At 53.9% G+C, this 21,598-nt stretch carries 21 protein-coding genes; 20 read left to right on the top strand and 1 reads right to left on the bottom strand.

Going from position 1 to position 21,598, the window contains the following annotated elements; translation table 11 throughout:
* Window positions 1-120 precede the first annotated feature (120 nt).
* The 4 genes from ACTHO6_RS02580 (at window position 121) to ACTHO6_RS02595 (ending at window position 5,580) form a co-directional block, all read left to right on the top strand.
* Entirely contained in the window at window positions 121-2,259 is a 2,139-nt protein-coding gene (locus ACTHO6_RS02580) for a copper amine oxidase N-terminal domain-containing protein (protein WP_440239008.1), read from the top strand.
* Between the two features lie 352 nt (window positions 2,260-2,611).
* Complete coding sequence (gene mce / locus ACTHO6_RS02585) at window positions 2,612-3,025, top strand: methylmalonyl-CoA epimerase (RefSeq protein ID WP_440239010.1); 414 nt, start codon at window positions 2,612-2,614, stop codon at window positions 3,023-3,025.
* 105 nt (window positions 3,026-3,130) lie between these two features.
* A complete protein-coding gene (locus ACTHO6_RS02590) occupies window positions 3,131-4,255 on the top strand; it encodes a M20/M25/M40 family metallo-hydrolase (protein WP_440239012.1) in 1,125 nt (374 codons plus the stop codon).
* Between the two features lie 116 nt (window positions 4,256-4,371).
* A complete protein-coding gene (locus ACTHO6_RS02595; protein WP_440239015.1) occupies window positions 4,372-5,580 on the top strand; it encodes a DUF3866 family protein in 1,209 nt (402 codons plus the stop codon).
* Here the strand turns inward: ACTHO6_RS02595 and mciZ are convergent.
* Window positions 5,495-5,758 carry a Z-ring formation inhibitor MciZ gene (mciZ, locus tag ACTHO6_RS02600; protein WP_440239412.1) on the bottom strand — a complete coding sequence of 88 codons (264 nt, stop codon included), beginning with the start codon at window positions 5,756-5,758 and terminating at the stop codon, window positions 5,495-5,497. The two genes, ACTHO6_RS02595 and mciZ, sit on opposite strands and share 86 nt — an antisense overlap.
* On the opposite strand from mciZ, the gene ACTHO6_RS02605 reads away from it, so the two are divergent.
* From ACTHO6_RS02605 to ACTHO6_RS02680, 16 genes are all read left to right on the top strand, one after another.
* Window positions 5,741-6,304: an NUDIX domain-containing protein gene (locus ACTHO6_RS02605; RefSeq protein ID WP_440239017.1), complete on the top strand. Its 564-nt coding sequence runs from the start codon at window positions 5,741-5,743 to the stop codon at window positions 6,302-6,304. The two genes, mciZ and ACTHO6_RS02605, sit on opposite strands and share 18 nt — an antisense overlap.
* The gene (locus tag ACTHO6_RS02610; protein WP_440239019.1) at window positions 6,304-7,473 is read left to right on the top strand and encodes an endonuclease Q family protein; all 1,170 of its coding nucleotides are present in this window, start codon (window positions 6,304-6,306) and stop codon (window positions 7,471-7,473) included. Before ACTHO6_RS02605 ends, ACTHO6_RS02610 begins: the two co-directional genes overlap by 1 nt.
* 66 nt (window positions 7,474-7,539) lie before the next feature.
* Window positions 7,540-8,166 carry a stage II sporulation protein M gene (spoIIM, locus tag ACTHO6_RS02615; RefSeq protein ID WP_440239021.1) on the top strand — a complete coding sequence of 209 codons (627 nt, stop codon included), beginning with the start codon at window positions 7,540-7,542 and terminating at the stop codon, window positions 8,164-8,166.
* 103 nt (window positions 8,167-8,269) lie between these two features.
* On the top strand, window positions 8,270-8,734 hold the full coding sequence (gene fur / locus ACTHO6_RS02620; RefSeq protein ID WP_440239023.1) for a ferric iron uptake transcriptional regulator: 465 nt from the start codon (window positions 8,270-8,272) through the stop codon (window positions 8,732-8,734).
* A 118-nt stretch (window positions 8,735-8,852) separates the two neighbouring features.
* Window positions 8,853-9,983: an alanine dehydrogenase gene (gene ald, locus ACTHO6_RS02625; RefSeq protein WP_440239025.1), complete on the top strand. Its 1,131-nt coding sequence runs from the start codon at window positions 8,853-8,855 to the stop codon at window positions 9,981-9,983.
* Window positions 9,984-10,040: 57 nt separating this feature from the next.
* Window positions 10,041-10,280 (top strand): YqzK family protein, encoded by a 240-nt coding sequence (locus ACTHO6_RS02630; RefSeq protein WP_440239027.1) that lies wholly within the window; start codon window positions 10,041-10,043, stop codon window positions 10,278-10,280.
* Window positions 10,281-10,368: 88 nt separating this feature from the next.
* The gene (xerD, locus tag ACTHO6_RS02635) at window positions 10,369-11,256 is read left to right on the top strand and encodes a site-specific tyrosine recombinase XerD (protein WP_440239029.1); all 888 of its coding nucleotides are present in this window, start codon (window positions 10,369-10,371) and stop codon (window positions 11,254-11,256) included.
* A 167-nt stretch (window positions 11,257-11,423) separates the two neighbouring features.
* Entirely contained in the window at window positions 11,424-12,596 is a 1,173-nt protein-coding gene (gene deoB, locus ACTHO6_RS02640) for a phosphopentomutase (RefSeq protein ID WP_440239031.1), read from the top strand.
* A gap of 71 nt (window positions 12,597-12,667) precedes the next feature.
* Window positions 12,668-13,477, top strand: a complete 810-nt coding sequence (locus ACTHO6_RS02645; RefSeq protein ID WP_440239033.1) for a purine-nucleoside phosphorylase — start codon at window positions 12,668-12,670, stop codon at window positions 13,475-13,477.
* A gap of 24 nt (window positions 13,478-13,501) precedes the next feature.
* On the top strand, window positions 13,502-14,809 hold the full coding sequence (locus ACTHO6_RS02650) for a pyrimidine-nucleoside phosphorylase (RefSeq protein ID WP_440239035.1): 1,308 nt from the start codon (window positions 13,502-13,504) through the stop codon (window positions 14,807-14,809).
* 329 nt (window positions 14,810-15,138) lie between these two features.
* Window positions 15,139-15,609 (top strand): Lrp/AsnC family transcriptional regulator, encoded by a 471-nt coding sequence (locus ACTHO6_RS02655; RefSeq protein WP_440239037.1) that lies wholly within the window; start codon window positions 15,139-15,141, stop codon window positions 15,607-15,609.
* 111 nt (window positions 15,610-15,720) lie between these two features.
* A complete protein-coding gene (locus tag ACTHO6_RS02660) occupies window positions 15,721-17,358 on the top strand; it encodes a peptide ABC transporter substrate-binding protein (RefSeq protein WP_440239039.1) in 1,638 nt (545 codons plus the stop codon).
* A gap of 253 nt (window positions 17,359-17,611) precedes the next feature.
* Window positions 17,612-18,544: an ABC transporter permease gene (locus ACTHO6_RS02665; RefSeq protein WP_440239042.1), complete on the top strand. Its 933-nt coding sequence runs from the start codon at window positions 17,612-17,614 to the stop codon at window positions 18,542-18,544.
* A 7-nt stretch (window positions 18,545-18,551) separates the two neighbouring features.
* Window positions 18,552-19,469, top strand: a complete 918-nt coding sequence (locus ACTHO6_RS02670; protein ID WP_440239044.1) for an ABC transporter permease — start codon at window positions 18,552-18,554, stop codon at window positions 19,467-19,469.
* A gap of 14 nt (window positions 19,470-19,483) precedes the next feature.
* Complete coding sequence (locus ACTHO6_RS02675; RefSeq protein WP_440239414.1) at window positions 19,484-20,479, top strand: ABC transporter ATP-binding protein; 996 nt, start codon at window positions 19,484-19,486, stop codon at window positions 20,477-20,479.
* Between the two features lie 14 nt (window positions 20,480-20,493).
* Window positions 20,494-21,453, top strand: a complete 960-nt coding sequence (locus ACTHO6_RS02680; RefSeq protein WP_440239046.1) for an ABC transporter ATP-binding protein — start codon at window positions 20,494-20,496, stop codon at window positions 21,451-21,453.
* Window positions 21,454-21,598: the final 145 nt, after the last annotated feature.

The following is a 21,598-nucleotide window of genomic DNA, read 5'->3' on the forward strand; positions in this document are numbered from 1 at the left end:
TAGCGAAGGAGTCTCTCCTCTACGATAGAAGAGATTCCCTCCAGATATCATTTATGGTAGACTGGTAGCGACCTGCTAGAGAATGATTTCCAGATTACAGGCAAATGTGGGAGGAAAAACATGGAGAAGAGTAAAAAAGCACTGCCACTCGTACTCGCATCAGCGCTGGCCGCTACGCCTTTTGTCGCTGTACCGCAAGAGGCTCACGCTTTGAAAAAAGTGACCGTATCCCCGGACGATAACGGTGCAGACAAGGAGAGTTCATACGATATCAGCTTCACGCTGGAAGACGACCTATTCAAAGGGGACACGATTACGGTTGAGTTTGACTCCGAATATACCGTGAGCAAAAATATCAGTACAAGCGATATAGATGCGGATTTCAGCATCAAAAGCGTCAAAGTAAGCGGCAAAAAAGTCATCCTTACCGTGAACGAAGACTTGGAGGACGGCGACAAAATTTCGTTCACCATTGAAGACGGAATCACCAATCCGGAAGACAAGGGAACCTATGACGTATATGTTTCCACCAGCAGTGAAGAGGAAGAATCCAGCGAAGTCACGATCAAAAGCAGCTCCAGCAGCAGCTCCAGCAACGACTACGCAGTATCGCTCAGCAGCATGGCAGCGGGAGAGGCTGCAAGCGTCAAGCTGGGCAAAATCACGCTGAAAGGCAGCGACGAGCTGGAAACCAACGAGTACATCACCGTCATTTTCCCGGATGAGGACATGCTGCCGTCCACAATCGATGCGGCCGATGTTAAGTTGAACGGTTACTCGGTGAAAACAGTCAATGTAAACGATGACGAAGTTGAGATCAAGGTTCCAAGCTCTGTTTCCGGAGATGATTACATCACCCTCGAATTCAGCAAGTCTGCTGGCATCGAAAACCCGAGCACGGGAGGCAAATACACCTACAAGGTCGAATACGATGGGGTTACATACGAATCGGAACAGTTCGAAATCACCAAATCCGGTTCCAGCACCAGCACGGCGACCAACAGCTTTACGGTCAACCTGTCCGATCCGTCTGCGGGAGCGCGCTCCAGCTACACGTTTGACGCCGACTTTGGCAGCAAACAGCTGAAAGCGGATGAAGAGCTTGTTCTGGAGTTCCCGTCTGCCGATATGGTTCCGGGGATTCTGTCTGCATCCGACTTTACCCTGAACGGAAAAACACCGAAACGAGTCAGCGCTTCCGGCAACAAGGTCTATATGACGGCTCCGTCCAACTTCTCTGCCAGCAGCGAAGTAAAAGTGGTCGTTTCCTTCGCGGCCTGGATCACGAACCCGAAAACGCCAGGCAGCTACACGTTGAAGGCGACAGCTGGCGGCCGGACTCTGGAGTCCAAGGCGTTCACCATCGGTGGCTCTGTCGTCAATCCGACACCGAACCCGACGCCAACACCTGCTCCGGCGCCAGCACCGAACCCTGCGGTGAATAACAGCACCGCTACGATCGCCCTGACCTCGACAGCGCTTGGCAAGCCGACAGGTGTCAACGTAGCGATCAAAGGGGTGGGAGTAGGCCTTGTGAAGCAGCGCGACTTCGTGGAGCTTGTGTTCCCGGCTGGCTACAAGATCCCGGCTTATATCGCTCCGACACACGTAACCGTGAACGGCGTAGCCGCCAACTACGTAGCGGTGCGCGGTCAAAACGTGCTGATTTACCCGTCGCAGGACATTCCGGCAGCGACTGCGGCCAACATCAGCATCAGTGCTGCTGCCAACATCCTAAACCCTGCCGTGAAAAACACCTACAGCATCAGCGTCTTTACGTCTGAAGAAAAAGGACTGCTGTTTGCGCGCGCAGTCGGCGTGGGAATGCCGGCTCCGGCTCAACCGGCACCACAGCCGGCACCACAGCAGCAGCCAGCGGTGACTGTGCCGACGAATGCAGCCTTGTTCAAGGTCAATACAGCGAACTTCACCTTGCACGGAAAAACCTACCCGCTGCAAGTAGCGCCGTATATCGCGAACGGCAGTACGACCATGGTGCCAGCGCAATTCTTCAAGGAAGCGCTCGCCTTGACCACTCAATGGAACAATTCCACGGTGGCGATTATCAGCGGAACAAAGGTCATGAAATTCACGGTTGGCTCCAACAAAGCAAGAGTGGGCAGCCAGGAAATCACCTTGCCTGCTCCTGTCGTCCTGAAAAATGGCATGCCGATGATTCCGGTTCGCAGCGTGACCGACAACCTCGGCTACAAAGTGGGCTGGGATGCGAAAACATCCAGCGTATTCGTTTACAAGTAAACAGCAGGAATCGAAAAACCCCCTGCACAGCTTGATGGCTGCGGCAGGGGGTTGGTTTTTCGAGCCCGAAGGAGCTTACAGATAGTAAAAAAACGTAGGCACAATGAGGGAGAGAACCAGCAAGCCGATCAGAATTTTCGCAAACAGCGATTGAAACTTCATGGCACAACAACCTCCTTTCGGATCGGAACATACCAAATGAGAGGAAACGATCAGGCAATTTCCATTCCAGCTATGCTAGAATAAAAAGGAAGGACGTTGAGAATTCAGCGTTGGTCGATGGAAATGACCTCAACAGGATTGTACCGAAATGTAGCCGAAGAGACAACCATTTGGGAAAAGGATGATGGCTGTGAGCGCACCGAACAAGATTGCTCATATCGGAATCGCGGTAAAAAGCCTGGAGCAGTCGCTCCCTTTTTACACCGACCAGTTGGGCCTGGAATTGGTAGGAACGGAAAAAGTCGAAAGCGAACAAGTACACGTAGCGTTTTTGGCGATTGGGGAAAGCCGGATCGAACTGTTGGAACCGCTTTCCGAAGATAGCCCGATTGCCCGGTTCATCGAAAAGCGGGGAGAAGGAGTGCACCACATTGCCTTCGATGTAGATGACGTGGCAAGTCGGTTGCAGAAGTTGAAGGAGCAGGGAGTGGCGCTCATTCACGAGGTGCCGAAAACCGGAGCGCACGGGGCCTTGATCGGATTTTTGCATCCGAAGGCGGCAGGCGGCGTCTTGTACGAACTGTGCCAGTATCCAAAGGCGTAAAAGAATCACGAGCGATTGCGTAGTAGAAAAAATTTTTTTGCGGTATACTGGAACATGTAGGTAGATCGATACCAAAATCGGGCAAGTATTCGGGAGGTAACGAGTGTGAGTGCGATCAACGAAGAACGTTTGCTAAACGAGTTCCTGGAGCTCGTGCAGATCGACAGCGAAACGAAAAACGAGGCAGCCATCAACCAGGTGCTGAAACAAAAGCTGATCGAGCTGGGCTTTACGGTCGAAGAGGACGACGCAGCGGCCAAGACGGGCCATGGCGCCAATAACCTGATTGCGACCCTGGAAGGCACTGGAAAAGGTCCGGTCATTCTGTTCAGCAGCCACATGGATACGGTTGTGCCAGGAAACGGCGTCAAGCCGCAAATCCGCGATGGCTACGTCTATTCCGACGGCACCACCATTCTCGGCGCGGATGACAAAGCGGGAATTGCGGCCATTTTGGAAGGCATTCGCACGCTGAAGGAACAAAACTTGCCCCATCCAACGATCCAGGTTGTTCTGACCGTCGGGGAAGAATCCGGCCTGGTCGGTTCTCGCGCTCTCGACTCCAGCCTGTTGAAGGCCGAGATGGGCTTCATTTTCGACTCCGAAGGTCCTGTCGGCAAAATCACGGTGGCAGGTGCGGGTCAGTACCGGATCGTCACCAAAATCCACGGAAAAGCTGCTCACGCTGGCGTCAATCCAGAGGATGGCATCAGTGCGATCACCGTCGCTAGCAAGGCAATTTCCCGCATGCCGCTGGGACGCATCGACGCGGATACAACAGCCAACATCGGTCGTTTTGAAGGCGGCAAGGCGTACAATATCGTCACCGATTACGTGGAAATCTGGTCCGAGGCCCGCAGTCTCGTCATGGACAAGCTGGAGGCGCAAGTGAAGAAAATGACGACAGCGTTCGAGGAAGCGGCAGCGGAGATGGGCGCTACTTGCGAGAACGAAGTCATTTTCATGTACCATGGCTACAAGTTCAATGAAGAAACGCCCGTCGTGCAAAAAGCGATCGGCGCAGTCAAGCGCATCGACCGCAATCCGGAGCTTGTCGCAAGCGGCGGCGGCAGCGACGGCAACGTGTTCAACGGCTACAACATCCCGAGCGTGAACTTCGCCATCGGCTACGAGGAAATTCATACGAAAAACGAGCGCATGCCAATCGCGGAGCTGAACAAAGCGGCCGAGCTGGTGCTCGCGATCATCGCAGAAGTGCAGGAACAGTAGGAACAGGCTGGCGGAATCCCGAGGGGGTTCCGCTTTTTGCTTTTTTAACGATGAATGATTGGGACAGCCCTTGTCTGTCATAGACTGTAGGAAGGAGCGGGACGAGGGGGAGAAGCATGCTGCATCTGGTGACGGGCACGGTCATTCGAATAGGGGAAAAGCACGCGGGCATGCAAGTGCTGGAGGTCGAGCTGGCTGCTGGCGCCGGGGAGGACGCTGGTCCGCAGAAGGCGATTTCGTTTGCCCAGGAGGACTATCGCATCGGCGATACGCTCCTGCTCAATACGACGGCGCTGCGCTTGCAACTGGGGACGGGCGGGTTTCATCTGGTCGTCGGCAAGACAGGGGAAGAAGCCGGGCGCGACGTCATGCCGAGCCAATGGGGCCATATTATGAAAATGCGCTATGCGCCCTGGCAGTTGGCTGTGGATGCCGTAGAAGAGCAGGCCAGCCCTTTTCACGACTTGTTTTGCCAGCCGAACCTGTCGCTGGACGGTGCGCCCGTGCTTATCGGGGAACTGCACAGTTTGTTGCCGCCTGCTGTGCTTGCGTTACAAGAACAGAATCCGCAGCTTCGGCTGGTTTATGTGATGCCCGACGCGGCTTCACTGCCGATTGCCCTCAGTCGCCACGTCCAGGAACTGTCCCGAACGGGCCGCTTGGCCGCGACGATTACGACCGGACATGCGTGGGGCGGCGACCGCGAGGCGGTGACGATTCATAGCGGTTTGCTGGCGGCGCGCCATGTCGAGCGAGCAGATGTGATTATTTGCATGCTGGGCCCAGGTGTGGCTGGTACGGGCACTTCCTACGGCTTTTCCGGGGTTCAACTGGCAGAGGTGATTCACGCCGTGACGGCGCTGGGAGGCACGCCCTTTTTTATTCCGCGCATCAGCTTTGCCGACCGGCGCAGCCGTCATTACGGCATTAGCCATCATACGACCGCGATTCTCGGCAGATTTGCTTTCTGCCCCGTGCTGGTGACGTTGCCGCGACTTGGCGACGAGCGCGATGCGATCATGGAGGAACAGCTTCTGAGCCTGACAGAAAGCCGGGCAGGGCACACGCTTGTTTTTGGACCAGCACCGTCTGTCGCGCGCCTCGATGCGCTGGAAAAATGCTACGGCTTGTCCTTTTCCACGATGGGCCGAAGCTGGCGGGAGGACCCGGTTCCGTTTCAGACAGCGGTTTTGGCTGCCGACTTCCTGGGGAAAAGCCTTTCGTATCCGATAGAAACGATCAACGGCGAGAAGCGTTTGCCCGCTTCGCCAAATACGCTTGAAGCGTTAGCTCTTTATTTGACCACGAACGGAGAGCGGCCTTGATTTCCCATGCTTTTCCGACCATCCGCAATTGCTTTTCGCTGACATAGGTTTTCATTCGTAATCTCCTCCGATACAATGAGTGTGGACAAGCTTCATGCTCCCAACTTATGGAGCGGAGAAACGATTTAGAACGACCAAGCTGAAAAAAAGGATGATGAATGTGAGCAAGCAAGACCATTTGTACGAACAAACGATTGCCAGCCAACCCATCTACGAGGGACGGATTATCAGTCTCAAGGTCGACGAGGTGCTGTTGCCAAACGGACACACAGCCAAGCGGGAGATCGTCACTCATCCGGGAGCGGTTGCTGTCCTCGCGCTGACGGATGAGAACAAACTGGTGGCGGTGCGTCAATTCCGCAAGCCGTTGGAGCAGACGATTGTCGAGATTCCCGCAGGCAAGCTGGAGCCGGGAGAAGACCCATTGACCTGCGCCATGCGCGAGCTGGAAGAAGAGACAGGCTATGTAGCGAGCCATTACGAGCCGCTCAGCTCGTTTTACACCTCGCCAGGCTTTGCCGACGAGATTTTGCATGTGTTTGTCGCGACCGGATTGAAAAAAGGCGAGAGCAAGCCGGACGAGGACGAATTCGTGGATGCGCTGGAGCTGACATGGGAGGAAGCGTACGCCTTGCACCAGAGCGGGGAGATTCGCGATGCGAAAACCGTCGTGGCGCTGTTTGCCTGGGAGAACATGCTGCTTCGGGAGCAGTTGAAGCGGTAATGCAGACTTATTTTTGCGACATGCACATTCATATCGGGGGAACATGGACGGGAAAGCCGGTGAAAATTACCGCGTCGCGCCAGATGACCTTGACGAAAATTTTGGAGGAAGCCTCGGAAAAAAAGGGGCTGGATATGATCGGGATTATCGACGCGCATTCGCCGGAGGTACAGGAAGAATTGCTCTTTCTGCTGGAGGCGGGAGCGGCGACGGAGCATGCCGATGGCGGGATTTTGTACAAGGAGACGATGCTGATTCTTGGCTGCGAACTGGAGATCAAGGAGCCGGGACGGGGCGAGGCCCACTTCCTTGTCTACCTGCCCAAGCTGGCTGACATGCAGCAATGGACGCGCTGGCTTGCTGCGCGCTGCAAAAATGTCCAGCTCAGTTCCCAGCGCGTGGCGGCGCGGCTCGGCGAGCTTCAGGATGTGGTGGGACAGCTGGGCGGCATCCTGATTCCGGCGCACATTTTCACCCCGCATAAAGGGCTGTACGGCAGTTGCACAGATCGGCTGGCGGATGTGCTGGACCCGACGCGCATCTACGCGGTAGAGCTTGGGCTGAGCGCGAACACGGACATGGCGGATCGACTGTCGGAGCTGCACGACAAAACCTTTCTGACCAACTCCGATGCGCACTCGCTGGGCAAAATCGGCCGGGAGTATCAAGGCATTGCGATGGAAGAGCGTTCTTTTGCCGAGTGGAAAAAGGCGCTTCGCCGGGAAGAGGGCCGAGGGGTAACGGTGAATTATGGACTGCATCCGCAGCTCGGCAAATACCACCAGACCGCCTGCCAAGGCTGCCAGTCGCTGTTGCCGGCAGATGCGGAGGGGAGATGTCCGGCGTGCGGACACGCGCGGATCGTGCGGGGAGTGGCTGCGCGCATTGATGAGCTGGCCGACCGGAAAGGCGGAGAACATCCTGCTTTTCGTCCGCCGTATATCCAGCAGTTTCCTTTGGAATTCATCCCGGGAGTCGGACCGAAGCTGCTCGCCAAGCTGTATCGCGCTTTTGGCACGCAAATGAATGTCGTGCATCGAGCCACGGAGGATGAGCTTGCGAAGGTTGTGGGCGAAACCATTGCCAGGCTCATCGTGGCCGGCAGAGACGGTACCCTGAACGTGCAAAAAGGCGGAGCGGGAACCTACGGAAAGGTAGTCTTGTCCTAACTGTCATAGCCCCTCATCAGCCCGCATAAGCTGTACAGTAATCAGGGAAGCGGGAGGGGACGAACCGTGCGTTCACGAGTCGGACAAACTATCCAGTCCTATATGAGGGAACATCAGTCGCTCTATTGGTTTACGATTGTCCTGTTTACCATGGGGATTATTTTCGGTGCCGTGCTCGTCAACTCGTTGCCGCTTTCGCAAAAGCAGGAGCTGTACGGATTTCTGCAATATTTTTTTAACAGCCTGAGCACGAGCGGCATCCCGGAGACGAGCGCCCATTTTCAACAGTCGTTCGGACACTATGCAAAGACGGTCGCCATCATGTGGGTACTCGGCTTGTCCATTATCGGCCTGCCGATGATTTTGCTGATGCTGTTTCTCAAAGGAGTCGTGGTCGGCTTTACCGTCGGCTTTTTGGTCAGCCAGTTGCAGTGGCAGGGCGTGACGTTCGCCATGCTGGGCGTGCTCCCGCAAAATTTGCTGGTCGTTCCGGCTCTGTTTATCATCGGGGTGAGCGGGATTTCTTTTTCTCTCCGCCTGATTCAGACCCGGCTTTTGAGCAAGCGCGATGTCATGGCGCCGCATTTTATGGGCTATACCGTGCTGGTCATTTCCATGCTGGGCGTGCTGACGCTGGCCGCGTTGTTCGAGACGTTTGTGTCGCCGCGGCTGATGCAGCTCGTCCTTCCGTAACACAATTAAGAATAATTATCAGGTAAGAACTTCTGCATTTGACTTATTCGAGGCCCCTCTACTATAATAGGAACAGGTTTCATGCGAGCGGGGAGGGGCATTAATGTTGGAAGAAAAATTAGAGAAGATCAAGCAGCAGTTGCATTCACAAAACTACAAGCTGACACCACAGCGTGAAGCCACTGTTCGCGTTTTGCTGGAAAATGAAGAAGATCACTTGAGTGCGGAAGATGTTTACTTGCTGGTGAAGGAGAAAGCTCCGGAAATCGGGCTTGCGACTGTATACAGGACTCTTGAACTTTTGAGCGACTTGAAAATCCTTCATAAAATGAACTTTGGCGATGGGGTAGCCAGATACGACCTTCGCGATGACAATGCTGCCTATCATCACCACCATCTCATTTGCCTCAACTGCGGCACTGTGGACGAGATCTTTGAAGATTTGCTTGTCAGCGCAGAAGAAAAGGTCAAGAATGTTTACAACTTTGCCATTACCGACCACCGCCTTACCTTTTACGGCATCTGCGGTCGCTGCATCGACAAAGTGAACGTGGAGGACTTCAAATAAGCCAACTTCTCTGGGAACGGAGAAGTTTTTTTCTTTTCTCTTTCGGCGCTTTTGTAATGGCTGGCGTTTTCCTGTGGCATCCTAAAGCTGTACATAGAGACAGGAGGCGAGATGGCTTTTGATTATTGGGGTTCCGAAAGAAATCAAAAACAACGAAAACCGCGTCGGACTCACGCCGGCTGGCGTCAGCGCCTACGTGCAGGCAGGGCATCGCGTACTGATCGAGACGCAAGCGGGGGTCGGGTCCGGTTTTACGGATGAGGACTATGCAAGAGCGGGAGCGGAAATCCAGCCGTCGGCCGAGGCTGTGTGGAACAACGCCGACATGATCTGCAAGGTGAAGGAGCCGTTGCCTGCCGAGTACCCGTACTTCCGGGAAAATTTGATCTTGTTTACGTATCTTCACCTGGCGCCGGAACGGGAGTTGACCGAGCAGCTGCGGGCAAAAAAAGTGGTGGCAATCGCTTACGAGACGATTCAGACCGACAACGGAGCGCTCCCGCTGCTCATGCCGATGAGCGAGGTGGCAGGGAGGATGTCTGTCCAGATCGGGGCGCAGTTTCTGGAGAAGCCTCACGGCGGAAAAGGCATCTTGCTCGGGGGAGTTCCCGGCGTGTTGCCTGGGCGCGTCGTCATTGTAGGGGGCGGCATCGTCGGGACGAATGCCGCGAGAATGGCGATCGGGCTGGGGGCGAATGTCACCCTGCTCGACATTAACGCCAGTCGGCTTCGCGAGTTGGATGAGATGTTTGGCGGCAGGCTACAGACGCTGATGTCCAACTCCTACAACATCGCTGAAGCGGTGCGGAACGCCGATCTGCTGATTGGTGCCGTGCTCATTCCCGGCGCCCGCGCGCCGCGGCTGGTTACGGAGGAGATGGTCAAGACGATGTCGCCCGGCTCGGTCATTGTCGACGTGGCCATTGATCAGGGCGGCTCGATCGAGACGGTAGACCGGATTTCCACTCACAGCGATCCGACGTATGTCCGGCATGGCGTCGTCCACTATTCGGTAGCCAACATGCCGGGGGCGGTACCGCGCACCTCGACGATTGCGCTATCCAATGTGACGCTGCCGTACGGGCTTTTGCTCGCCAACAAAGGGTATCGGGCGGCGATTTCCCAGCACCGGGCTTTGGCGCGCGGGGTCAATGTGCTGAACGGCCATATCGTCTACGAGGCCGTGGCCCGTTCGTTGTCGTTGCCGTACGTGCCGCTGGACGATGTGTTGCAGGAGCTGCCGCTGTAGAGCCGCATGGGCGAAGAGACAAGTGCATACATATGAAGGGAGCAGGGAGGTGGATGGATGGGATTCCCGTATCGCCGGATGATGGAGGCGCTTCGCTTTTTGCTGTTGTTCGTGACGTGCTCATTGCTTTGTTACGGGATCATCACGTTGCTGGCGGAAAAATTGCTGCCTGCCGACCCGTACCACGAGCCGCGCGGGAATGCCGTAAAGGTCGTGAAAATCATCACATCCCCGCAAACACAGGACCTGGACGGCTATCTCGCCCGGCTGCAGCTGTTTTATTTGACAGGAGAGTAATTGCACTTTTTTGTGTGCAGGCAGCAGGAGATTCTTACTCGATGTGGAAAGCAATACTGGATACTTATCACCTGAAGGGGACAGCTTCATGGACAGTCTGATTGATCTATTTATCCATTTCCTGGCTGTGGAAAAAGGGTTGTCGCGCAACACCCTGGAATCGTACCAGCGGGACATGGTCGCCTATACCTCGTATTTGCACGAGCAGGGCGTGACCCGGATCGAGGAATCATCGCGGACGCACATCATCGGCTACTTGCTCTCCCTGCGGGAAAAGGGACGGGCAACCGCGACGCTTTCACGCAATATGGCATCCATTCGCGCGTTTTACCAGTTTCTCGTTCGGGACAGAATCATGGACAAAGATCCATCCATCCACCTGGAGACGCCCAAAATCGAAAAGCGCTTGCCCAAAGTGCTCACGGTGGACGAAGTGGAGCGGCTCCTGGACAGTCCCCCTGTCGATCATCCGGCCGGGCTGCGGGATAAAGCGATGCTGGAGCTATTGTATGCGACAGGCATCCGCGTCTCTGAGCTGGTCAATCTGGACAAAGCGGACGTCAATCTGGATATGGGCTTTGTCAAATGCATGGGAAAAGGCTCCAAGGAACGGATTATTCCTCTTGGTTCCGTTGCCGTTCAGATGGTCCGGCACTACTTGCAGGCAGGACGTCCCAAACTGGTGAAGGGGACTGGCGAATCGGCTCTGTTTCTCAATCATTTGGGCAAGCAGATCACGCGTCAGGGCTTTTGGAAAATCATCAAGCGCTACGCCGCGAAAGCCAACATTCGGACAGAGATTACGCCTCATACCTTGCGCCATTCCTTTGCTACCCACCTTCTGGAAAACGGGGCGGATTTGCGCTCGGTACAGGAAATGCTCGGGCATGCGGATATTTCTACGACACAAATCTACACGCATGTCACCCGGACGAGGATCAAGGACATTTATGCCAAAACGCACCCGAGAGCGTAGAGTCGGTGCGATTTGGGATACGATGAAGAGACCCCCGACTACGCTGCAAAAAAGAAACACAATGACTCCGCCCGAGTCTGAGGCGGAGTAAGCTTATCTCCATCAGGTCAGACGTCTGACGACCTGTGTGGAAACACTATCCATTTTTTGAATTGGAGGCGTTACCATTGCGTTTTTCACGTGTATTTCTGATCGTTATGGATAGCGTGGGAATCGGCGCACAGCCGGATGCTCCCAAATTCCGCGACGAAGGAGCCAACACGCTCGGGCATATCGCGGAGCGTGTCGCAGGCTTTGCTTTGCCGAACCTGCAAAAGCTCGGGCTTGGAAATATTGCGCCGTTACAAGGCGTGCCTGCTGCGGAAGCTCCAGCCGCCCACTATGGAAAAATGCAGGAAATATCCATGGGCAAAGATACCACAACGGGCCACTGGGAAATCATGGGCTTGCATGTCGCAACGCCGTTCAGAACGTATCCCGACGGTTTTCCAGCCGAGTTGATCGCGGAGTTTGAACAGCGCATCGGCCGAAAGGTGCTGGGAAACAAAGTGGCTTCCGGTACGGATATTCTCGACGAACTGGGCGAAGAGCACATGAAAACGGGCGCTGTCATTGTCTATACGTCTGCTGATAGCGTTTTCCAGGTGGCGGCGCATGAGGAAATCGTGCCATTGGAGGAGTTGTACCGCATCTGCCAGGTAGCGCGCGAGCTTACCCTGCGGGATGAGTTTGCCGTGACGCGCGTGATCGCCAGACCGTTTATCGGAGAGCCGGGCAACTTCACACGCACCTCCAACCGCCATGATTACTCCGTCAAACCGTTTGGCCCGACGGTGATGAACCGGTTGCAGGATGCTGGCCTGTCTTCCATTGCGATTGGCAAAATCAGCGATATTTATGCCGAGGAAGGAATTACCCAGTCGATCCGGACCAAAGATAACATGGATGGCGTGGCTCAACTGCTCGGTACGATGAAGCAGTCGTTTACGGGGCTGTCCTTTGTGAACCTCGTCGATTTTGATGCGAAGTTCGGGCATCGCCGCGATCCGGAAGGGTACGGTCAGGCGCTTATGGAATTCGATGCCCGCATTCCGGAGATCTTGGCGGCGCTGCAAGAAAACGACCTGCTCTTGATTACCGCTGACCATGGCAACGACCCGGTACACCATGGAACCGACCATACGCGGGAATACGTTCCGCTTCTGGTCTATCATAAAGGAATCGGCAGCGGCGAAAACCTGGGGATTCGCGAGACATTCGCCGATTTGGGCGCAACGATTGCGGACAATTTTGGCGTGGCCGCCCCTTCGATTGGAAAAAGCTTCCTGAACCACATCTAAAGGGCCTGCCCTTTCCCTCATTCATTACTCATTACTATAGAAGAAACGTGTCTGAAGAGGAGTGTGCAAACATGGCAAATTGGCAAGAAGCAGTAGCGTATATTGAACCAAAGCTGACAGAAAAGCCTAGCATCGGCCTGGTACTGGGTTCCGGCCTGGGCGTTTTGGCAGAGGAGATCGAAAATCCGGTCGTCATTCCGTACCATGAGATTCCGGGCTTCACCGTGTCTACGGTAGTCGGACACAAAGGACAGCTCGTCATCGGCAAGCTGCAAGGCAAACAGGTGGTGGCGATGCAAGGCCGCTTCCATTTTTACGAAGGGCACGGGCTGGATGCAGTCGTTTTCCCGATTCGCGTGATGAAGCTGTTGGGTGTGGAGACGATCATCGTGACCAATGCGGCAGGCGGCATTAACGAAAGCTACAATCCGGGCGATCTGATGCTGATTTCCGACCATATCAACATGACCTTCCGCAACCCGCTGATCGGGCCAAACAACGACGAGCTGGGCGCGCGTTTCCCGGACATGTCCGAAGCGTATTCCAAAGAGCTGCGTCAATTGGCGCATCAGGTAGCGGCCGAGCAAGGCATCCAGCTTCGCGAAGGGGTGTACGTGGGATTGCTTGGTCCGAGCTACGAGACCCCGGCCGAAATCCGCATGCTTCGTCTGCTCGGCGGGGATGCCGTAGGAATGTCGACGGTTCCGGAAGTGATTGTGGCGCGCCACATGCAAGTGAAGGTGCTGGGCATCTCTTGCATCAGCAACATGGCCGCGGGCATTCTCGAACAGCCGCTTTCGCATGAGGAAGTAATGGAAACGACCGAGAAAGTCAAAACGCAGTTCCTGGCCCTGGTCAACGGGATTGTAGCCAAACTGTAAAGAACAAGGTGGAGGAGATTTTGCATGCGAATGGTTGATATTATCGCCAAAAAACGAGACGGCGGCGAGCTGACAACAGAGGAAATCCAGTTCCTCGTAGATGGATACACAGACGGAACCATTCCTGATTACCAGATGTCCGCGTGGGCCATGGCGGTCTTGTTCCGGGGGATGACGGCGCGCGAGACGGCGGATTTGACACTGGCCATGGCCGGATCGGGCGAACAGCTCGACCTGTCCTCGCTGAAAGGGATCAAGGTAGACAAACACAGCACGGGCGGAGTAGGCGACAAGACGACCCTCGTCGTCGCTCCGCTGGTAGCAGCAGCAGGCATTCCGGTAGCGAAAATGTCGGGGCGCGGCCTCGGTTACTCGGGAGGCACTATCGACAAGCTGGAGTCGTTCCGTGGCTTTCAGGTAGAGCGCACACGCGAGCAGTTTTTGCAGCAGGTGCGCGACATTGGCGTGTCCGTCATCGGTCAGTCCGGCAACCTGACTCCGGCAGACAAAAAACTGTACGCGCTGCGCGACGTGACAGCCACCGTGGAAGCGGTGCCGCTGATCGCAAGCTCCATCATGTCCAAAAAGATTGCGGCCGGGGCGGACGCGATCCTGCTCGACGTAAAAGTGGGCAAAGGGGCGTTCATGAAAAACCTGGAAGAAGCGGAAACCTTGGCGAAAGCGATGGTGGCGATCGGCAGCCAGGTCGGGCGCAAAACGGTGGCGGTCATCAGCGATATGAACCAGCCGCTTGGCTTTGCCGTGGGCAACGCGCTGGAAGTGAAGGAAGCCGTAGAGACGCTGGCGGGAAGAGGTCCGAAAGACTTGACCGAGCTTGTGCTCTCGATCGGCTCGCGCATGCTTGTTTTGGGCGGACTCGTTTCCACGGTCGAGGAGGGCCGCGGCAAGCTGGAGGAATTGATGGCGAGCGGCAAAGCCGTGGACAAGCTGGCCGAGATGGTGGAAGCGCAAGGGGGCAACAAAGCGGACGTGTACGATCTGTCCCGGTTGCCGCAGGCCAACATCATCCATGAGGTCGTGGCGACGCAGGATGGCTATGTAGAAGCGATTGACGCCGAAGCGGTAGGACATGCCTCTGTCGTGCTGGGAGCTGGCCGTTTGACCAAGGAAATGCCGATTGATCTGGCGGTGGGCTTCGTGCTGCACAAAAAGCGGGGAGATCAGGTCCGCGCTGGCGAGACACTGGTTACGGTCCATGCGAACGACGAGAAGCTTTTGCAAAGCGCGTTGGAGGAACTGGGAGATGCTTTCTCCATTTCGACAAAAATCCCGTCCGAACAGCCGCTGATTTATAAAATCATCGAGGCGTAAAGCGCCCGTTTCTTGAAAGATCAACGAAAAGGAAGAGTGTGTTAGCCAGAATGGGCACACTCTTCCTTTTTGCAAAAATGCAGTTTCTCGAAAAAAAACATTGATTAAATGGGCGTTTCCCTTTTCAATAAGAGAGAGGAAAGGGCTTGCCCGATTGCAAAAAATTTTTTTACTGTTCGGCTCCACTTTATAATGTTTTATAATTCTACTTGTCAAAATTCGTTGACACCGTTATCATTTCAGATTACTTTTAATATAACAAACAGATTATGAAAGATTTTTGCGAATTTCGTAAAAAAAGGATGGAGGTTCCCGGAAAATCGTATGTTATGAAAAAGCTGGACCATGTTGACAAGCAGATTCTGCAAATCCTTCAGGAAGACGGACGAATCCCGTATACAGAAATCGCGCATCAACTTGGCGTGAGCGAGGGAACCATTCGATCTCGCATTACCCGTCTGCTGCAAGACGGAGTCTTTCAATTCGCGATCCACCCCGACCCGGCAAAGCTTGGGCTGAAGGTACAAGCCATCATCGGGTTGACGACCAAACTCGGTTCTCAGAAAAATGTGGCAGAAGAATTGAGCAAATTTTCTGCGGTCCGGTTTGTGGGGGCATTTAGCGGTAAGCACGACTTGATTATCCAAGCGTGTTTCCATAGTAATGACGAGCTGATCACTTTCGTCAACGAGCGACTCTCTCAAATTGAAGGAATTGTCGGCGCCGATGTTTCGTTGGAACTGAAGCAGTACAAGGATTCCTTCTCTATCGTTCACGATGACGAAGTGACCCTGCAGTGAAAGGGGTTGATGCCTTCTAGCCGAAGTCAGGAAGCTTCGGGACATGTTCGTTTTTTCGTCCTTTATTTTCTGAAAAAAGACAAAAAAGAAAATGTACGGGGGGTAATTGCGTTGAAAAAGAATGTATTTGCACTTGTAAGCTCGATTGCGGTATTGGGCACGGCATTGGCCGGGTGCGGTGGCCAGCAAGCGGCACAGCCATCGAACAACACCGAGCAGCCTGCAGCAACGCCAGAGGCAGAGAAAAAACCACAAGTTCTGAAATTGAACCTGCACTCTGAGCCACCTACAGCTGACCCGGGCCTCTCGGAAGACACGACCTCCGCAGCGATTATCCGCGCTACCTTTGACGGTCTCACCCGTATCGGACCAGACGGAAAGCCTCATGAGGCGGCTGCCGAGAAAGTGGAAATCTCTGAAGACATGCTGACCTACAAGTTCACCATTCGCGACGCAAAGTGGAGCAATGGCGATCCGGTCACAGCGCACGACTTCGAGTACGCCTGGAAGCGGGCACTCGATCCAAAAACCGGAGCAAACTACGCTTACCAGCTCTACTATATTAAAAACGGTGAAAAAGCGAACAAAAACGAAGCCAAGCTTGATGATGTTGGTGTGAAGGCACTGGATGACAAGACTTTGGAAGTAAAGCTTGAGAATCCAACTCCGTTCTTCCTGGAGCTGACTGCTTTCCCAACCTATTTCCCTGTGAACAAAAAGGTGATTGAAGCCAACGAGAAGTGGGCTGGCGAAGCGAAAACCCACGTGGGCAACGGCCCGTTCAAAATGGAAACCTGGGAGCACAAAAGCAAGCTGGTGCTCGTGAAAAACGAAAACTATTGGGACAAGGATGCCGTGAAGCTCGATCGCATCGAGTTCTCCATGGTAGAGGACGAGAACACCGAGTTGTCCATGTTTGAAAATGGAGAGTTGGATTGGGCAGGGGCGCCTATGAGCGCGTTGCCGACCGATGCGATTCCTGCGCTGAAAGAGCAGGGCAAAATTACAACCCAGCCGATCGCAGGTACGTACTGGTATAAATTCAACGTAGAAAAACCTCCGTTTGATAATGTGAAGATTCGGAAAGCTTTTGCTTACTCGATTAACCGCCAAGCCCTGATTGACAATATCCTGCAAACCGGACAAATTCCGGCGACAGGCGCCGTACCGCCATCCATGGTTCTGAACCCGAACGGCTACTTCAAGGACAACGACCTGGAAACAGCGAAAAAGCTGCTGGAAGAAGGTTTGAAAGAAAAAGGCCTGACCAAGCTGCCGCCGATTACCTTGTCGTACAACACCTCGGAAGCCCACAAGAAGATTGCGGAAGCGATCCAGGACCAATGGAAGAAAAATCTGGGCGTAGAAGTGAAGCTGGAAAACAAAGAGTGGAAGGTATACCTGGAAGATATGCATGCGGGTAACTTCCAGATAGGCCGCATGGGCTGGTTGGGCGACTTTAACGATCCAATCAACTTCCTGGAGTTGTACAAGGACAAGCTGGGTGGAAACAACGATACGCGTTGGGAAAATCCGAAGTTCAAAGAACTCCTGAACCAATCCGCTCTGGAAGCTGATCCGGAGAAACGCAAGAAAATTCTCGCAGATGCTGAACAAATCCTGATGGACGAAATGCCGATCATCCCGATCTACTTCTATACCAACTCCTGGGTACAGAAGGAAAACGTCAAAGGCGTTGTCATTGGCGGTCTGGGTGACGTCGACTGGAAATGGGCAACTGTCGAGTAATCGAACCGAAGGAATCGGGTATTGCGGCAGAGGGTATATGGAAAGCCCATATACCTTCTGCTATGCAGTCCCTTCCGATACATGTCCGCCGACAAACCAGGCGGCAAAGAAAAAGAAAAAGAGAGAGAAAAGCTTCGCTAGCAAGAGATCATTTTGGGTTATTTACACAGCCGATTTTTGCACTGTGTCGGTAACGTCCGCAGTGTAAAGATGGGACGTGAAAGCAATCAAATCTGTCAAGGGGGTAAGTTCGTTGATCCGTTATCTTGGTAAGCGCATCATCTTCATGCTCATCTCGCTCTTCCTGATTGTAACGGCCACCTTCTTCATCATGAAAGCGGTGCCGGGTGGGCCATTTACATCAGAGAAAAATGTTCCGGATGAGATCAAAGCGGCACTTGAGGCCAAATACAAGCTCAATTTGCCGTTGCACGAGCAGTACTTTGAATATTTGAAAGGGATCATCACGTGGGATCTCGGCCCGTCGTTTACCGAAAAATCCTCGACCGTAAACGAAATGATCAATCGCGGGTTCCCCGTATCGGCTCACCTGGGAGCGCAAGCATTGATTATTGCCGTCTTCGGAGGCATTATTCTTGGCGTCATTGCCGCATTGAAACACAACAAGTGGCAAGATTATTCCGCAATGGTGATCGCCGTTTTGGGGCTATCGGTTCCTGGTTTTATCCTGGCATCATTTTTACAGTATTTCTTCGCGATTCAATGGGGCCTTTTGCCTATCGCCAAATGGGAAGGCTTCGAGTACACGATTTTGCCTTCGCTGGCACTCGCCGCGTCTCCGATGGCGTTTATCGCCCGTCTGACGCGTTCCAATATGATTGAAGTTCTTGGACAGGACTACATCAAAACGGCAAGAGCAAAAGGGCTGCACACCTTTACGATTACGGTGAAGCACGCGATCCGCAACGCTCTTTTGCCGGTGATTACGTACCTCGGTCCACTGATTGCCAACATCCTGACGGGGGCATTCGTTATCGAGCGTATTTTCGGGGTTCCTGGTCTGGGTCGTGAATTCGTATTGTCCATCACCAACCGCGACTACACGGTTATCATGGGGACAACGGTCTTCTACTCCATCATTCTCGTAGTGATGATCCTGATTGTGGACATCGCCTACACCTTGGTAGACCCACGAATTAAACTCGCAGACGCAGGAAGGGAGTAATGTGAACATGCAGCAATTGACAAAAGAGCATTTTGAACCGATTTCGGTCGATCTTCGCCAAGCAGAAGCGATCAAGCGTCCGAGCCTCTCTTTCTGGGCGGATGTATGGCGTCGCTTGAAAATGAATAAAGTCGCGATGGCATCCTTGATCTTTATTGTGGTGCTGATGGTATGCGCGATCGTCATTCCGATGGTGGCTACCAACGACTACTCCACAACGAATTTGGCTGGCAAAAACCAAAAGCCATCCGCTGAGCATTGGTTTGGAACCGATGACCTCGGACGCGATATGTTCGTTCGTATCTGGCACGGCGCGCGCATCTCTTTGGAGGTTGGTCTGGCTGCCGCTTTCATCGACTTGATTATTGGGGTCATCTGGGGCGGAATTGCCGGTTTCTATGGCGGCAAAGTAGATGAGATTATGATGCGGATCGCAGATATTTTGTTCGCGATTCCGTACCTGCTCGTTGTGATTTTGCTGATGGTCGTCCTATCCCCCGGGGTCGGTACGATCATTATCGCCCTGACCATCACGGGGTGGATCGGGATGGCGCGGATTGTCCGCGGGCAGATTTTGCAGCTCAAATCGCAAGAATTCGTGCTGGCAGCGCGTTCCCTGGGCGCTGACAGCGGTCGCCTGATCTTTAAACACCTGATTCCGAACGCGTTGGGTCCTATCATCGTAACCTTGAGCTTGACGGTACCATCCGCGATTTTCGCAGAGTCCTTCCTCTCCTTCATTGGTTTGGGGGTAGCGGCGCCTGTTGCTTCTTGGGGGACGATGTCCTCGGAAGGTTTGCCTGCCATGAAGTATTATCCGTGGCGATTGATGTTCCCGGCTATTTTCATCTCCCTAACCATCTTGGCATTTAACTTGTTTGGTGACGGGCTGCGCGATGCAGTAGACCCGCGCCTGCGTAAATAGGAGGGATCATCGTGATGGAGCGCATTCTCGAAGTAAAAGACCTGCACGTTTCCTTCCATACGTATGCAGGGGAAGTTAAAGCGGTACGAGGCGTCAATTTTCACGTCAATCGCGGGGAAGCAGTAGCGATTGTAGGGGAGTCCGGTTGCGGTAAATCCGTAACCGCTCAATCCCTCATGAAGCTGATCCCGATGCCGCCAGGTGAGATTAAAAAAGGCGAAATCCTCTTCAATGGAGAGAATATCGTCAAGAAATCGAAAAAAGAAATGGAATCCATCCGGGGAAAAGAGATCGGGATGATTTTCCAGGACCCGATGACATCGTTGAATCCGACGATGACGATTGGAAACCAGATAACCGAAGGACTCATCAAGCATCAAAACATGAGCCGTGCAGCTGCTCGCGACCGTGCGATCGAGCTGTTGACCATGGTAGGCATCCCGCAACCGGAAAAACGTGTGGAGCAATATCCACACGAGTTTTCCGGCGGGATGCGCCAACGGGCGATGATCGCGATCTCTCTCGCCTGTTCGCCCAAGCTGTTGATAGCAGATGAGCCGACAACAGCTTTGGATGTAACCATTCAGGCTCAGATTTTGGATTTGATGAAAGATTTGCAAAAGAAAACGGGGACTTCCATTATCCTCATTACGCATGACCTCGGGGTTGTTGCGGAGATGTGCGACCGCGTCATCGTGATGTACGCTGGCAAAGTGATTGAAACGGGAACGGTCGATGACATTTTCTACAACCCGCAGCATCCGTACACCAAAGGGCTGCTGCGCTCTGTGCCGCGCCTGGACTTGAACCGGAATGAGCCGCTCACTCCGATTTTCGGAACACCGCCGGATCTTCTGCGCCCGCCCGTGGGCTGCGGATTCGCCGCCCGCTGCGAATCGGCCATGCGTGTCTGCCAGGAGATCGATCCTGAGTTGAATCAAATCAGCACGACCCAACGAGCAGCATGCTGGTTGCAGCATCCGCTTGCGCAACACCGTGCAGGATCGTAGGAGGAGGGGAAACCGTGGATAATCGCGATACACTTATTGAAGTACGCAACTTGAAAAAGTTTTTTACCATTGGCGATAGTACGCTGAAAGCTGTGAACGATATCTCGTTTGAAATCAAACGGGGAGAAACGCTCGGGGTAGTAGGGGAGTCCGGCTGTGGAAAGTCCACTGCGGGTCGTACGATTCTGCGTCTGTATGACGCGACTGGCGGGGACGTCCTCTTTGAAGGCAAAAGCATCATGAATTTAAATCCGCAGGAAATGAAGGTCATGCGCCGCAACATGCAGATGATCTTCCAGGACCCGTACGCTTCCTTGAACCCGCGTATGACGGTTGGGGATATCATCGGCGAAGCGCTTGACATTCATGGTCTGGCTTCCGGGCAAAAACGCAAGGAACGCATTCAGGAGCTGCTGTCCTTGGTAAGCTTGAATCCTGAGCACATGAACCGGTTCCCGCACGAGTTTTCGGGCGGTCAGCGCCAGCGGATCGGGATTGCCCGCGCATTGGCAGTAGAACCGAAGTTCATCGTTTGTGACGAACCGATATCCGCTCTTGACGTATCGGTACAGGCCCAGGTCGTCAACCTGCTTGAGCAGCTGCAAGAAAGAATGGGACTGACCTACATGTTCATTGCCCACGATCTGTCGATGGTCAAATACATCTCCGACCGTGTGGCGGTCATGTACCTGGGCAAAATGGTGGAGCTGGCGGAAAGCGACGCTTTGTATGAAAAGCCGCTTCATCCTTACACCCAAGCCCTACTGTCTGCGATTCCGATCCCAGACCCGGAGGTGGAGCGCAATCGCGAACGCATCGTGCTGCAAGGCGATGTCCCGAGCCCGATGAATCCGCCAAGCGGCTGCCATTTCCGCACGCGCTGTCCGAAAGCCATGCCGGAGTGCGCTGCCTCTGTGCCCGTATGGAAAGAAATCGAACCCGGACACTTTGCTGCTTGTCACTTGTACAACTAATTCATTGATGAAAAAAGCGAGTTCACGGGTGCATCAAACCCGGAACTCGCTTCCCTTTCATGAAGAGATGTTTTACCACTTGGAAAACAGGGTATAAATACCCAAGAAAACCAATTCAAGGGTATTTTTTTCATAAACCATTACT

Origin of the sequence: Brevibacillus sp. SAFN-007a (genome assembly GCF_051967035.1) — a bacterium.
Lineage (GTDB): Bacteria > Bacillota > Bacilli > Brevibacillales > Brevibacillaceae > Brevibacillus.